Below are 14,116 nucleotides of genomic sequence, written 5' to 3' on the forward strand. Positions count from 1 at the left end.
CGCGCCGCGCTGGACGCCGGCAAGCCGCTGCCGCTGGCGCTGCGCGAGGCGCGCGTCTGGGGCGCCAAGGAGCGCCTCATCGAGCGCATCGCGCCGCGGCTGGATGCCGCACAGGCCGGCGCCCTCGTGCAGGCCGCGCAAATCTGCGACGGCCTCGTCAAAGGGCTGCGCCACCCGGACTGGCCTGCCGCCCCATGGGCCGGACTGCGGCGCCTGGCCCTCATGCTCAGCGAGGCGGCAAGCGGCAAAACCGGGGCAGTTCTCACGGTTCGCTGAGCGCGCTTCGGCTATCGTCGGGGCGGAAAAACCTGCCGCCATGCCGACGCCCCTTCACGCCCTCATTCCCACCGCTCTCGCGCTCGGCTCGCTTGCCGCGCAGGCGGTGCCGGTCACCGTGCAGCTGCGCGGCCCAAACGGCCAGCCGCTGGCGGGCGCTGCGGTCGCCATCGAAATCAAGGGTCGGGTCGGCAAGACCGGCACGGCCAAGGCCGAGGTCGGCCAGCGCGACCGCCAGTTCACGCCGCAGCTGCTCATCGTGCAGACCGGCACCGCCGTGAACTTTCCCAACTTCGACACCGTGCGGCATCACGTCTATTCGTTCTCGCCAATCAAGGTCATCGACATCAAGCTCTACACCGGCACGCCGACCGAGCCTGTCGTCTTCGACAAACCCGGCGTCGCGGCGCTCGGCTGCAATATCCACGACCGCATGACCGCGCACGTCGTCGTCGTCGACACGCCGGTCTTCGCGCGCACCGACGACAAGGGGCAGGCGACGTTTGACTTGCCGGCGGGCGAGCATGCCGTCAAGGCATGGCGCCCGGGCCAGAAGTCGCCCATGCTGCAAAGCCTCACGCTCGACGTCCCGGCGGCCGGCGGCACCCGCGTGCTGACGCTCGCGGACTGACCCGCCCATGCGCTGGCCAGCCTGGCTGAATCTGCGCCGCCTGGAGGGGCGCATCGTCGCGCTGTTCCTGGCGCTGCTGCTGGCCGTGCAGCTGATGAGCTTCTTTGCCATCCGCGCCAGCATCACGCACAACGCCGAGGCATCGCTGGCCGCCGAGCTGCAGACGGGCGAGCGCGTGCTGGGCCGGCTGCTGGCGCAGCGTGCCGGCAAGTTGCACGACGCGGCCGAGCTGCTGGCCAAGGACTACGGGTTCCGCAGCACCGTGGGCCTGTCATTGGCCGAGGCCGGCACGGTCGAGACCATCAAGGACGCCCTCGTCAACCAGGGCGAACGCGTCGGCGCCTCCGTCGTCGCCTACTTCGACGACCAGCAGCAGCTCATCGCCGCAACGCGTGATGGCGCGGCGGCCTTCGGCACGGCGCTGCGCGCTCTGATCCAGAGCAATGACGGCGCGGCGCTGGCCGTGCAGGGCGACCGGGTCTACCAGGTCGTCGCCGTGGAAGTGCGCATCCCCGCACCGGTGGGCTGGGTGCTGATGGGCTTTGCGCTGGACCGCGAAGTGCTGGACGACCTCAAGGCGCTGTCGGAGCTGCAGAGCGTCGTGCTGCTGCAGACGCCGGCCAGGCAGTGGCTCGGCGTCGTCGACAACCTCGACGACAACGCCGCCACGGCGCTGCGCGCCAGCCTGGGCCAGGCAGCGCCGGCGGACGGCAGCGTCGAGCTGGCCGGCGAACGCATGCGCGCCCGCTTCGTGCCGCTGATCGGTGGCGAACAGCCGCTGGGCGTGCTGCTGCTGCGCTCGCTGGATGCGGCGCTGGCGCCCTACCGGCAACTGCAGCTCATGCTGCTTGGCCTGACCCTGCTCGGCGTGGCGGTCTTCGCCCTTGTCAGCGTGCTGCTGGCGCGTGGCATCAGCGGGCCCATCACTGCGCTGTCGGCCTCGGCGCGGCGGCTGGAGCGCGGCGACTACGACACGCCGGTGCCGTCGACCTCGCGCCTGGACGAGGTGCACAAGCTGGCGCTCGCGCTGGAGAGCATGCGCGAGGGCATCCGCCGCCGCGACGCCCTGGTCAACAACCTGGCCTATGTCGACCCGCTGACCCTGCTGCCCAACCGGGCGCGCTTTGCCGAGTTCATGCAGCACCACCTGCTGCACAGTGACACACCGGGCGCCGTGTTGATGCTGGACCTGGACCGCTTCAAGCATGTCAACGACGTGCTGGGCCACGACGTGGGTGACCGCCTGCTGCAAAGCGTGGCCGAGCGCCTGCAGGCCTTGTGCGCACCGGCGCATTCGGTGCTTGCGCGGCTGTCGGGTGATGAGTTCGCCGTGCTGCTGGCCCACACGGAGGCCCATGCCGCCAGCGAGGCGGCGCTGGCCATCCTGAAGGATTTCGAACGCCCGCTGCAGCTCGACAACGAGACCGTCGACTTGAGCGCGGGCATCGGCATCGCCCTGTTCCCCGAGCATGGGGCGGATGTCAACCTGCTGCTGGGCCGCGCCGAGCTGGCCATGTACGCGGCCAAGGCCAAGCAGTGCGGCAGCCTGATCTACCACGCCCAGTTGGACGCCGGCAGCCAGGAGTCGCTGTCGCTGCTGTCCGAGCTGCGCCGCGCCGTCGAGAGCGACGAGCTGCGACTCTTCCTGCAGCCCAAGATCGACCTGCTGAGCGGTCGCGTCATCGGCGCCGAGGCGCTGGTGCGCTGGCAGCACCCGACACGGGGCCTGGTGCCGCCCATGCAGTTCATCCCATTCGCGGAGCAGACCGGCTTCATCCGCATGCTCAGCGCCTGGGTGCTGTCCGGCGCGGCCAAGTTCGCACGCGAAGCGCTGGACGCTGGGCTGTCGCTCCGGCTGTCGGTCAACCTGTCCACGCGCGACCTGATGGACCAGGACCTGCCCGCCAAGATCGAGGCGCTGATCACGCCGCGCAATGTGCCGCCCGCCTCGCTGTGCCTGGAGATCACCGAAAGCGCCATCATGGACGACCCCGAGCGGGCGCTGTCGACGCTGGAGCACCTGCACGCGATGGGCTTCAAGCTGTCCATCGACGACTTCGGGACCGGCTACTCGTCGCTGGCCTACCTGAAGCGCCTGCCGGTGGACGAACTCAAGATCGACAAGAGCTTCGTCATGGCGATGGAGCGTGACCTGGACGATGCGCGCATCGTGCGCTCGACCATCGAGCTGGCCCACAACCTGGGCCTGACCGTCGTCGCCGAAGGCGTGGAAACCCTCAAGGCCTGGGCCATGCTGTCGCGCCTGGGCTGTGACGAGGGCCAGGGCTACTACATCTGCAAGCCCATGCCGCAGGAGCAGTTCGTCGCCTGGGCCAAGAGCTGGCAGCCGCCCGAGACATCGGCGCTGAATGCGGAAAGCGTGCTGGCCAAGCTCGGCTAGCTGTCGCGATCTTCCAGCGCCTCGCACAGCGCCCTCAGCCCCGCTGTCACCGTCTGCGCGCGCACGGCCTGGCGGTCGCCGCTGAAGTGCTCGCGCCAGACCTGGGCCGGCCGGCCCGCGTGCACCAGGGCCAGCCAGACCGTGCCGACCGGCTTGGCCTCGCTGCCCCCCGTGGGGCCGGCGATGCCGGTGACGGACAACGCCCAGTCGATGGGTGCATGGGCCAGCATCCCGCGCGCCATGTGCTCGGCCACTTCGGCGCTGACGGCGCCGTGCAGCGCCACCAAGCCCTTCGGAACACCCAGCAACTCGGCTTTGGCCTCGTTGCTGTAGCTGACGACGCCGCGCTCGAACCATTGGCTGGAGCCGGCCAGGCTGGTGCAGGCCGCAGCGATGAGGCCGCCGGTGCAGCTCTCCGCCGTGCCGATGCGCTCGCGGCGCTGCATCAACGCCACGGCGATGCGGTCGATCAGCTCAATGTCGTGGGTCATGCCATCACCCCATGATGAAACGGTATAGCGCGATGACGGCGAGGGTACAGCCGGCAGCGACGAAATCGTCGAACAGGATGCCCCAGCCCTGGGCCCAACCGACGCGGCCGCCGCGCTCGCCCTTGAACAGCCGGTCGGCCCACCCCACCGGCCCCGGCTTGGCGGCGTCGAAGAAGCGGAACAGACCGAAAGCCATGAGCTGAGCCGTCATGCCCGCCGGGGCGATCAGCCACAGGATGAGCCAGAAGGCCAGCACCTCGTCCCAGACGATGGATGCCGGGTCGGGCGTGTTCATGTGCTGGGCGCAGCGTGTGCAGGCCCACCAGCCGACCAAGGTGCCACCACCGATCAGCAGCGCCCAGCGCAGGTCGTCCATCCAGGGCGCGATGACGGCGAAAGCCGCCCAGGCCCACAGCGTGCCGACGGTGCCGGGCGCCCTGGGCGCGAGGCCGCTGCCGAAGCCCAGAGCAATCCAGCGCGCCGGGTGGCGTGCCATGAAGGCCAGCGTCGGGCGGACAGGCGCGCCGCTGGTCATGACTTGAAGTGGTCGAAGCTGCGCAGGCCATGGTCGACGGCGGCGCCGTGCGCATCGACGACGCGCAGGCCGGGGTGGGCCTCGATGACGCCGATGCGCGTCAGCGCCACGCCGGTATCGGGCAGGCGCGCGCCGACGGGCGCGGTGAAGATGATCTCGTAGTCGTCGCCACCGGCGAGCAGGCATTCGCGCTGCACGACCGCCGGCTGCGCGGCCAGCACGGCACTGCGCGGCAGTGCGTCCACGTCCAGCCGCGCACCGACTCTCGACGCTTCGAGGATGTGGCCGAGGTCGCCCAGCACCCCGTCGGACACGTCGACGGCCGCCGTCGCGATGCCGCGCAGGGCCTGCCCCAGGGCCAGCCGTGGCATCGGGCATTCCATCGCGACGCGGGCACCGTCGAAAGCGGCGCCATCCAGCGCCACCGTGCCTCGGAACACCTCCAGCGCGAGCCGCGCATCGCCCAGTCGCCCCGACACCCAGATCTCGTCGCCCACGCGCGCGCCGCTGCGTAGCAAGGCCTGCCCGGGCGGTGCCTCACCAAAGACGGTGATGCAGATGTTGAGCGGCCCCTGCGTCGTGTCGCCACCGATCAGGGGGCAGGCACTGGCGTCGGCCAGGGCCCACAGGCCACGCGCAAAGCTGGCTAGCCAGGCTTCGTCAACCCGCGGCAGGGCCAGGGCCAATGTGAAGCCTCGCGGTGTGGCGCCACAGGCCGCCAGGTCACTGAGGTTGACCGCCAGCGCCTTGTGGCCCAGCCGCGCGGGATCGACCGTCGATAGAAAGTGCCGGCCCTCGACCAGCATGTCGCTGGAGACCAGCCAGCGTGCGCCCGGCGTGGGCACGAGCACGGCACAGTCGTCGCCGACGCCAACGTCCACGCCCGCAGTTGCCGGGCGCTGGAAGTAGCGCCGGATCAGATCAAATTCGCCCATGCCGGCGATTGTCTCCGTGTGGATAGCCGCAGCGCTGCAAGGCGGACTGAGATGGCATGATTCCAACCCCGCCGCCGGCCCTTGCTCGTCCTCGCCATGCCCAGCTCAGAAGAAAAACGCGCCCAGCTCCGCCAGGCCGCCCTCGAATATCACGAGTTCCCGACGCCGGGCAAGATCGCCATCGCAGCGACCAAATCGCTGGTCAACCAGCGCGACCTGGCGCTGGCCTATTCGCCCGGCGTGGCCGCTGCCTGCGAGGAGATCGTCGCCGACCCGGCCAATGCCTTCCGCTACACCTCGCGCGGCAACCTCGTCGCCGTGGTCTCCAACGGTACGGCGGTGCTGGGTTTGGGCAACATCGGGCCGCTGGCGTCCAAGCCGGTCATGGAGGGCAAGGCGGTTCTGTTCAAGAAATTCGCCGGCATCGACGTCTTCGACCTCGAAGTGGCCGAGAACGACCTCGACAAGCTGGTCGACTGCATCGCCGCGCTGGAGCCGACTTTTGGCGGCATCAACCTCGAGGACATCAAGGCGCCGGACTGCTTCTACGTCGAGCGCAAGTTGCGCGAGCGCATGAAGATTCCCGTCTTCCATGATGACCAGCACGGCACGGCCATCGTTGTCGGCGCTGCCTTCCTCAACGGGCTCAAGGTCGTCGGCAAGGACATCAAGCAGGTCAAGCTGGTCACTTCGGGGGCGGGTGCGGCCGCGCTCGCCTGCCTGGGCCTGCTCGTCAAGCTGGGCTTGCCGCGCGAGAACATCTGGGTGACCGACCTGGCCGGCGTCGTCTTTGAGGGCCGCACCGAACTGATGGACCCGGACAAGGCCGCGTTCGCGCAGCCAACGTCCCAGCGCAGCCTGCGCGAGGCAATTGCCGGCGCCGACGTCTTCCTGGGCCTGTCCGCCGGCGGCGTGCTGAAGGCCGACATGGTGGCCACCATGGCCGCGCAGCCACTGATCTTTGCCCTGGCCAACCCGACACCCGAGATCCTGCCGGAGGAAGTGCTGGCCGTGCGCAGCGACGCCATCATGGCCACCGGCCGCACGGACTACCCCAACCAGGTCAACAACGTCCTGTGCTTCCCCTACATCTTCCGCGGTGCGCTGGACTCCGGCGCGACGACGATCAATGTCGAGATGGAGATCGCCGCCGTCCACGCGATTGCCGACCTGGCGCAGGCCGAGCAGAGCGAGGTCGTCGCAGCCGCCTACGTGGGCGCGACGCTGAGCTTCGGCCCCGAGTACCTGATCCCCAAGCCTTTCGACCCGCGGCTGATGATGCGCATCGCGCCGGCCGTTGCCAAGGCCGCAGCGGAATCCGGCGTGGCCGCCCGCCCGATCACGGACTGGGACGCCTACCGCGAAAAGCTGCAGAGCTTCGTCTACGCCTCGGGCAACACGATGAAGCCCATCTTCAGCGCGGCCAAGCGCGCGCCCAACAAGCGCGTCGCCTATGCCGAGGGTGAGGAGGAGCGCGTGCTGCGCGCGGCCCAGGTCGTCGTCGACGAGAACCTGGCCCGCCCGACTCTGATCGGCCGGCCCGAAGTCATCGCCGAGCGCTGCGAACGCTTCGGCCTGCGCCTGCAGCAGGGGCGCGACTACGACATCGTCAACGTCGAGCACGACGACCGCTACCGTGACTACTGGCAGACCTATCTGCGCATGACGGAACGCAAGGGCGTGACCCAGCAACTCGCCAAGATCGAGATGCGCCGCCGCCTGACGCTGATCAGCGCCATGCTGCTGCACAAGGGCGAGGTCGACGGCATGCTCTGCGGCACCTGGGGCACGACGGCCACCCACCTGGCCTACATCGACCAGGTCATCGGCAAGCGCGCCGGCGTGAAGACGTACGCCTGCATGAACGGGCTGATCCTGCCGGGCCGCCAGGTCATGCTGGTCGACACCCACGTCAACTACGACCCCAACGCCGAGCAACTGGCGGAGATCACCATCCTGGCCGCACAGGAGATGTGCCGCTTCGGCCTGAGCCCGAAGGCCGCGCTGCTGTCGCACAGCAATTTCGGCACCAGCGACAAGCCCTCGGCGGTGAAGATGCGCGACACGCTGGCGCTGATCCAGCAACTGGCACCCTGGTTGGAGGTCGACGGCGAGATGCATGGCGACACGGCGCTGGACGCCGGCTACCGCAAGCAGCTGATGCCGCACAGCCCGCTGACCGGCGAGGCCAACCTGCTGGTCCTGCCCAATATCGACGCCGCCAACATCTCCTACAACCTCCTCAAGACGGCGGCCGGCGGCGGCATTGCCATCGGCCCGGTGCTGCTGGGTGCGGCCAAGCCCGTGCATATCCTGACGCCGTCCGCCACCGTGCGGCGCATCGTCAACATGACGGCCTTGACCGTCGCCGACGCCAACGCCGCCCGGGCATGAGTGCCGTCGCAGTACGGTGGGAAGACTGGTCGAACGAGCCGGACTCCCCCAATTGACATAAGTTTTTACGTCAGATTTGGCGTCATGAATTCGTCACAAGCCGAGAAGAAACACCAAGTAATCGATATGTAAGCGCAGGCTCACATACCCCCATTCAAGGCTTCACCACCATGAGCTGGCTTGAGCTTTTAGGGGCGCTTCGGTACCATGTTGGTTTTCAGAACAGGGTAAACCCGTGTTTTCGCTCTCTTGGCTGGCGCGCTCCGGCGCCTCGGCGGTCGCCACCGCCCTGCTGCTGACCGGCCTCGCCGGCGGCGCGCAAGCCAAGGAAGCCCCCAGCAATGGGATCTCCACCGCAATGCCTGCGCTGGCTGAAATTCAGCTGCGCGAGCTGCCCGTCCAGGCTCAGGAAACACACCGGCTCGTCCACGCTGGCGGCCCGTTTCCCTATAGCAAAGACGGCGCGGTGTTCGGCAATCGCGAGCGTCTGCTGCCCCGCAAGGCCCGCGGCTTCTATCGCGAATACACGGTCAAGACTCCTGGTGCGCGCAACCGGGGCGCTCGTCGCCTCGTTTGCGGCGGCATACCCCCGACCGCGCCAGAGGTTTGTTTTTACACCGACGATCACTATGCCAGCTTCAAGCGCATCCGCGCCCAAGCGGCCCGGTGAAGGTTGGTGGTCGGCAGTTTTGTGATTTGAAAGGAGGAACGCGACCATGCTTTTGCAGACCGTCCGTCCCAATATCGTGCAGGCCATCCGGGCCTACCGAGTCGAGGACTTGATGCAGGCCGCTCAAGAGGCGGGCCAGCATTTCTTGTATGCCAATCTGTCGGAGGCACAGTCCAAGCAGGATGTGCTCGATGGCATCGCGCAGGCGTTCCTGTTCCCAGCGCATTTCGGCAAGAACCTGGACGCCCTGCATGACTGCATGACCGACCTCGTTCACAAGGCAGGCAGCCAGCCGGGCTTTGTCGTGGTGCTGGAGCAGTTGCCTGACAACGTCCGCTTTGACCGCGAGGCGCGCGAGCAGTTGCTCGATGTCTTCCGAGACACGGCCGACTACTGGGCCGACCGAAAGATAGCCTTCCGATGCTTCTATTCTTTTCAGTAGCCCGCTCCCAAGAAAATGGGTCATGGGAGCGGGCTACTGAGGTGGCCCCGGTTATTGAGAAGCCCGCACCGAAAAGTGCGAAGGCGGCGATTGGCAACCCCAACTTCGGCATGAACATGCCGATGATGTGTAGCGCCTTCGACACGTCCATGTGGCTGAACGCAGCCTGAATCGGCTGTTCTCGATCGAGACGGGACCCTCGGGTCCCGTTTCTATTTTTAGGCCTTCACTTCGAGGGCCAGTGCGATGAACTCGGCGACCGGCACTTCCTCGGCGCGGCGCTGCAGGTCGAAGTGCCCCTGATAGCAGCGCTCGGCCAGCCAGCGACCCAGGCTGTGACGCAACAGCTTGCGGCGCTGCGAGAAAGCGCTGGTGACGAGGGCGCCGAGCAGCGCCGGGTCCAGCCCTGGAGGCGCCTGCAGCGGCAGCATGCGCACAATGGCGGAGTCGACGCGCGGCGGCGGGTCGAAGGACTCGGGCGGCACGTCCAGCACCGACTCGATGTCGTAGCGCCACTGCAGCATCACGCTCAGCCGCCCGTAGTCCTTGCCGCCCGGCGCGGCGGCCATGCGGTCAACGACCTCCTTCTGCAGCATGAAATGCTGGTCGACGACATCGTCCACCGCGTCGAGCAGATGAAAGAGGATGGGGGTCGAGATGTTGTAGGGCAGGTTGCCAACCACGCGCAGCTTGGCGCCCTTGGCGGCGGCCAGCGCGCGGAAGTCCACCTTCAGCACATCGCCTTCGATGACCTCGACGTCGTCGCGCGCGCGCAGCTTGGCGGCCAGGTCACGGTCGAGCTCGATGACCGTCAGCGGCTGGTGCCTGGCCAGCAGCGGCAGGGTCAATGCGCCCAGGCCGGGCCCGATCTCCACCAGCGTCTCGCCGGCCTGCGGGGCGATCAGGTCGACGATGGTCTCGACCAGCATGCGGTCGGTCAGAAAGTGCTGACCGAAGCGCTTGCGCGGGATGTGCTGGCCGCTCAGTCGAGCCATTCCCGCACTTCGACGAACGCCTTGGTGCGCAGATCCTTGACCCAGTCCTGATAGGCCGCGTCGTATTTCTGCTCGCGCAGCGCGGCACGCGCCTGGTCGCGCAGCGTCTTCATTTCGACCTCGACGCTGCGGCGCTCCAGCACCTGGATCAGGTGCACGCCGAAACGCGACACGACCGGGCCGGAGATGCCGCCTAGCGGCAACGCGTTCATCGCTTCCTCGAACTCCGGCACGAAGCCGCCGGCACCCATCCAGCCCAGTTCACCGCCAGCTTCGGCACTGCCGTCCTCGGAGTTGGCCCTGGCGACATCCTCGAACTTGGCCTGGCCGCTTTCGATCTGGCGCTTGAATTCGGCCAGGCGGCGGGCGGCAACCTCGGCGCTCAGCTGGGCCGAGGGTCGCAGCAGTACGTGGCGGGCGCGGGTCTGCCCGCTTTGAGTCAGCGAGGCATCGCCCTGGCGCTCGATGACCTTCAGGATATGGAAGCCGGCGCCGCTGCGCAGCAGCTCCGGCGCGACGGCGCCGCTCTTCAGGTCACGAACGGCGGCGACGAAGATGTCGGGCAGGCGGTCCGCCGCGCGCATGCCGATCTCACCCCCCTTGGCCTTGTTGCTGTCTTCGGAAACCTCGCGGGCGACCTTGGCAAAGTCCTCGCCGCCCTTGATGCGCGCCAACGCGCTTTCAGCGCGGGCGCGTCGTTCGGCAACCACGCTTTCGGGGGCGCCCTCGGGCACGGTCACCAGCACTTGAGCCAAGTTGATCTGGCCGCCGCGCGCCAGCTCGGCCCGCTTCTTTTCCAGATAGGCGTCGATCTCGGCGTCGGTGACGCGGATGCGGCCCTGCACCTCGCGCTCACGCACGCGCTCGGTCATCATCTGGTCGCGCAGGTTCTCGCGGAAGCTCTTGTAGTCGGTGCCATCGAGCCGCAGGCGCTCGCGCAGCTGCGCCATGGTGAGCTTGTTCTGCGCGGCGACATTGGCGACGACCCGGTCCAGCTCGGCCTCGTCGATACGCTGGCCGTTCTCACGCGCATAGGTGACGAGGACGCGGTCCTCGATCAGCGCCTCCAGCGCCTGCTTGCGCAGGCCGGCCGTCTCGGGCATGACCTCGCCGCGCTGGCGCGCCTCCTGGCGCAGCCGCTCGGTGCGCTGGACGACCTCGCTGGCTGCCACGACGTCCTGATTGACGACGGCGGCGATGTAGTCCCCGGGCTGCAGCGCGGGTGTCTGGGCCGAGGCATGGAGAGCGGCCAGGGCCAGAACAAGAGGAGCGAGGCGTTGCATCATGGTTGGGAATCTGAACTCGGTGAGCGATCGGAGCTCAGCCTTCGGTAACCGGGCACATTGTCCTTCAAGACATTGAGGGCGTTCGAACCGAGCTGTGACAGGCCGACAAGTTCGAGTTGCAGCATCAGCCGCGTGTTGGTCTCGGCACGGCCGGTGGACAGGCGCTCCACACCGACTCGCCATACCCAGCAGCCGGCGTCGTACTCGAAGCCGACCACCGAATCCGTCAGCCGCCGGTCGCGCAGCGAATACTGCACGCGCCCGGCGCTGTACCAGGCACCACCGCAGGCCTTGCTGTCGGCGCCGCGCGAGGTGACGGGCTGGCCGTAGATGGGCCATTGCCAGGCCAGCTCGACCTGCTCGCTCTGAGCCCGCGCCAGGCGGTAGGCGACGCTGACGGTCTTGAAGGGCCCGGGTGAGTAGCGCAGGCGCAGCACCGAACGCACCGAACGGCTGACATCCGAATTGAACTGCAACGTGCCGTCGGCCCACCAGCGCTCCTCCAACTGGGCCGCAGCCGCGAGCAGCAGGTCCGAGAAGCGCTGCGTGACCGGCTCGAGGTCAGGCGTGATGCGCTGGTCGCGGAACAGGAAGCGCTGCACCGCACCCAGGCGCAGGATCTCCTCGCCCTTGGACGCGCTGACCCAGCGGCTGGTGGCCCCGACGCTGACCGCATGCAGGTCGGACACCCGGTCGACGCCCGAGAACGGGTTCTCGGCGTAGATGGAATCGAAGTTGAAGTCCTTGGCCGCCGCGTCGAAGTTGGGCAGGTGGCTCTGGTCGCGGAAAGGCGTGTTCACGTAGAGCAGGCGCGGCTCCAGGCTCTGGCGCATCGGGCGGCCGAACAGTTTGGTGTCGCGCTCAAAAACCCAGCCGTGGTCGACGCTCAGCGTCGGGATGATGCGGCCCATGCGGCGGCGACCATCGGGACCGGGACGCTCGAGGTCGTAGGCCGCGGCGTTGAAAGCGGCGCGCGGAATCAACCACCATGCCTCACCGCCCATCGGCGCGCTCACGTGGCCCAGCGCGTGGACGCGCTGGCCACCGCGCGCCTGCCCGGGCAGCGCCGAGCTGGGCAGGTCGAAGCGGTTGTATTCCAGTTCCAGGCCACCTTCCAGCCGCGCCTTGCGGCCCCAGGGGCGAAAGCTGTCGAGCACCGCCTCGTCCGCCGCCGTCGTCACGCGAATGCCGAACTGGGGACTGCGCTGGTAGGGCGAGTCGAACTGTGTGAGCGCATCGCTGCCTTGCAGCGTCTGCCAGCGCTGGATGCGGGCATAGGTGTCGATGACGCCCCAGCTCAGCTCGCGCTGGCGGTTCAGCCTGAAGTCGCCGGCCAGTAGGCGCGGGGTCTGGCTCTCGACGCGGCGCGACATGTCCTTCCAGTAGTCGTCGTCGGACACGCGCTCGCTCTTGAGCCGGTAGTGCCAGCCGCCGAGGACGCCGTCGTTGTTGAACTTCAAACCCCAGCGCGAGCGGCCGAAGACCCGGTCGCCGGGCAACAGGTCGACGTTGATGCGACCCGCATGGCCGGGTTCCAGGTAGCGGAATTCACTGTCCAGGCCGACGCCACGCTTGGTCATGACGAAGGGCGAGAAAGTCGCATCGCGTTGCGGTGCGATGTTCCAGTAGTAGGGCACGCCGAGCTCAAGGCCGCCGCGGTTGTCCAGGAAGATGCTGGGCGGCAGCCAGCCCGACTTGCGCGCCGACGTGAGCGGGAAGCTCAGGGACGGCGCAGCCAGGATGGGCACGCCCAGGAAGCGCAGCACCGCGCCGTCGGCCTGGCCCTCGTTGGCAGCCAGGTCCATGCGCAGCTCCCTGGCCGTGATCTGCCAGTCCGGCTCCTGGTTCTCCACCGCCGGGCAGCTGCTGTAGCTGCCTTCAAGCGCGCTCATGTGCTCGCTGTCCTGGAACTTCAACACCTTGGCCTTGCCGCGACCGCCCGTGGCGGCGAGGAAGAAGCTCGGCGTCAGGAACTCACCCTGGAAGCGGTTGACGTAGAGCTGCAACAGCGGCCCGGTGAAGACATTGCCGTTGTGATCGATGCGCACATGGCCCTCGGCCCGGGCAAAGTCGTCGACGACGCGGTAGTTCAGCGTGTCGGTGTTCAGCACCAGTTCGCCATAACGCAGCTCGACGCCGTCCGTGCCCTCGGCCCGCTGGTCCGTCTGGGCTGTGAGCTTGGTGGCGGAGATGACCAACGCGGGCTTGGTGCCCGTCGCCTTGGACGGTGCGCCCAGCACGCGGCTGCCACGCAGCTGCAGGTTGTTGTCCGCTTCGGCCTGCTGTGCCGACGCCTCACCCCAGGCGCACAGGGCCAGGGCGATCAGGGTGGGCAGCAGGGCGGGGTGGGGTAGGCTGAGCGGGCGCGGCACGGACGGCACGGACGACAAGGAGGCTCGGAGTCGGTGAGGATGCCGGGGCCGGCGGTTCTTAGAATTTCATTATCCACGAGGGCTTTCCGATGACGCTGCCGACCTCCGCCCTGATGCAGACCCTGCAAGCCCACCCCGAAGACGCTGACCGTCTGATGCGCGCCGCCTGCGCGGAGTTACGCGCTCAACCGGTGTCGCCCGCGCCGCCGGACGCAACTGCACTGCGTGGCGGGCTGGCCTGTATCGCGGAGGCGGGCCTCGACGCTGTGCTGCAGCGCTTGCTCGACGACGCCCCCCGGGGCGCCGTGACCGACGGCATCGCCGCCTTGCTGCGCCCGGCGGAGCTGGCCTGGGACGAGGCCCAGGAAATTGACTGGGCGGCGCGCCATTGGGAGTCCTGCCGCGCCGACGGCCTGCTCGACGAGGAACTGGCGGCCGACTTCGGCGAATACTGGCGTCAGTTCGAGTGGAGCGCACTGCGCCAGCACCTCGTGCTGCTGGGCCAGGGGCACCCCGAGCAGCGTCGGCTGCTGGCCCAGATCGTCAAGACGGCGAGCCGCTATGTCGCCTTCGGCGCGCTGAAGCGCGCGCTGGAGGCACGCTTTCCGGAGTTTTTCGAACTCGGATTCAGCCTGCGCTGAGCCCAAGAAAAACGACCCCGGGGCCGAGGCCGCGGAGTCGCCGTGCT

General features: G+C 68.2%; 12 protein-coding genes and 1 pseudogene. 7 read left to right on the forward strand and 6 right to left on the reverse strand.

Annotation, left to right across the window (positions count from 1 at the left end; all coding sequences use genetic code 11):
- The 3 genes and pseudogenes from ACT6S0_RS10335 to ACT6S0_RS10345 form a co-directional block, all read left to right on the forward strand.
- Positions 1-276: pseudogene (locus ACT6S0_RS10335) on the forward strand (DNA polymerase III subunit delta); the annotation flags it as partial.
- A gap of 40 nt (positions 277-316) precedes the next feature.
- Complete coding sequence (locus ACT6S0_RS10340; RefSeq protein WP_444692096.1) at positions 317-907, forward strand: methylamine utilization protein; 591 nt, start codon at positions 317-319, stop codon at positions 905-907.
- A 7-nt stretch (positions 908-914) separates the two neighbouring features.
- A complete protein-coding gene (locus ACT6S0_RS10345; protein WP_444692095.1) occupies positions 915-3,308 on the forward strand; it encodes a putative bifunctional diguanylate cyclase/phosphodiesterase in 2,394 nt (797 codons plus the stop codon).
- Here ACT6S0_RS10345 and ACT6S0_RS10350 read toward each other — a convergent pair.
- The 3 genes from ACT6S0_RS10350 to thiL are packed head-to-tail and all read right to left on the reverse strand — an operon-like array spanning position 3,305 to position 5,269.
- Positions 3,305-3,799, reverse strand: a complete 495-nt coding sequence (locus ACT6S0_RS10350) for a CinA family protein (protein ID WP_444692094.1) — start codon at positions 3,797-3,799, stop codon at positions 3,305-3,307. The two genes, ACT6S0_RS10345 and ACT6S0_RS10350, sit on opposite strands and share 4 nt — an antisense overlap.
- 4 nt (positions 3,800-3,803) lie before the next feature.
- Positions 3,804-4,334 (reverse strand): phosphatidylglycerophosphatase A family protein, encoded by a 531-nt coding sequence (locus ACT6S0_RS10355; RefSeq protein WP_444692093.1) that lies wholly within the window; start codon positions 4,332-4,334, stop codon positions 3,804-3,806.
- Positions 4,331-5,269: a thiamine-phosphate kinase gene (gene thiL / locus ACT6S0_RS10360; protein ID WP_444692092.1), complete on the reverse strand. Its 939-nt coding sequence runs from the start codon at positions 5,267-5,269 to the stop codon at positions 4,331-4,333. Before thiL ends, ACT6S0_RS10355 begins: the two co-directional genes overlap by 4 nt.
- Before the next feature lie 96 nt (positions 5,270-5,365).
- Here thiL and ACT6S0_RS10365 point away from each other — a divergent pair, with 96 nt between their 5' ends.
- The 3 genes from ACT6S0_RS10365 (at position 5,366) to ACT6S0_RS10375 (ending at position 8,775) form a co-directional block, all read left to right on the forward strand.
- Positions 5,366-7,663, forward strand: a complete 2,298-nt coding sequence (locus tag ACT6S0_RS10365; RefSeq protein ID WP_444763821.1) for an NADP-dependent malic enzyme — start codon at positions 5,366-5,368, stop codon at positions 7,661-7,663.
- A 358-nt stretch (positions 7,664-8,021) separates the two neighbouring features.
- The gene (locus tag ACT6S0_RS10370) at positions 8,022-8,333 is read left to right on the forward strand and encodes a ribonuclease domain-containing protein (RefSeq protein ID WP_444763833.1); all 312 of its coding nucleotides are present in this window, start codon (positions 8,022-8,024) and stop codon (positions 8,331-8,333) included.
- 46 nt (positions 8,334-8,379) lie between these two features.
- Positions 8,380-8,775 (forward strand): barstar family protein, encoded by a 396-nt coding sequence (locus ACT6S0_RS10375; protein ID WP_056268781.1) that lies wholly within the window; start codon positions 8,380-8,382, stop codon positions 8,773-8,775.
- A 218-nt stretch (positions 8,776-8,993) separates the two neighbouring features.
- On the opposite strand, the gene rsmA is transcribed toward ACT6S0_RS10375, so the two are convergent.
- The 3 genes from rsmA to ACT6S0_RS10390 are packed head-to-tail and all read right to left on the reverse strand — an operon-like array spanning position 8,994 to position 13,428.
- Positions 8,994-9,770: a 16S rRNA (adenine(1518)-N(6)/adenine(1519)-N(6))-dimethyltransferase RsmA gene (gene rsmA, locus ACT6S0_RS10380; RefSeq protein WP_444763822.1), complete on the reverse strand. Its 777-nt coding sequence runs from the start codon at positions 9,768-9,770 to the stop codon at positions 8,994-8,996.
- Positions 9,758-11,056: a peptidylprolyl isomerase gene (locus ACT6S0_RS10385; protein WP_444763823.1), complete on the reverse strand. Its 1,299-nt coding sequence runs from the start codon at positions 11,054-11,056 to the stop codon at positions 9,758-9,760. The genes rsmA and ACT6S0_RS10385 overlap by 13 nt, the downstream gene beginning before the upstream one ends.
- Entirely contained in the window at positions 11,053-13,428 is a 2,376-nt protein-coding gene (locus ACT6S0_RS10390; RefSeq protein ID WP_444763824.1) for an LPS-assembly protein LptD, read from the reverse strand. Before ACT6S0_RS10390 ends, ACT6S0_RS10385 begins: the two co-directional genes overlap by 4 nt.
- An 89-nt stretch (positions 13,429-13,517) precedes the next feature.
- Here ACT6S0_RS10390 and ACT6S0_RS10395 point away from each other — a divergent pair, with 89 nt between their 5' ends.
- Positions 13,518-14,069: a hypothetical protein gene (locus tag ACT6S0_RS10395; protein WP_444763825.1), complete on the forward strand. Its 552-nt coding sequence runs from the start codon at positions 13,518-13,520 to the stop codon at positions 14,067-14,069.
- The last annotated feature ends 47 nt before the right edge of the window (positions 14,070-14,116 follow it).

Origin of the sequence: Roseateles sp., from assembly GCF_052436255.1 — a bacterium.
In the GTDB taxonomy this organism is placed as follows: domain Bacteria; phylum Pseudomonadota; class Gammaproteobacteria; order Burkholderiales; family Burkholderiaceae_C; genus Pelomonas.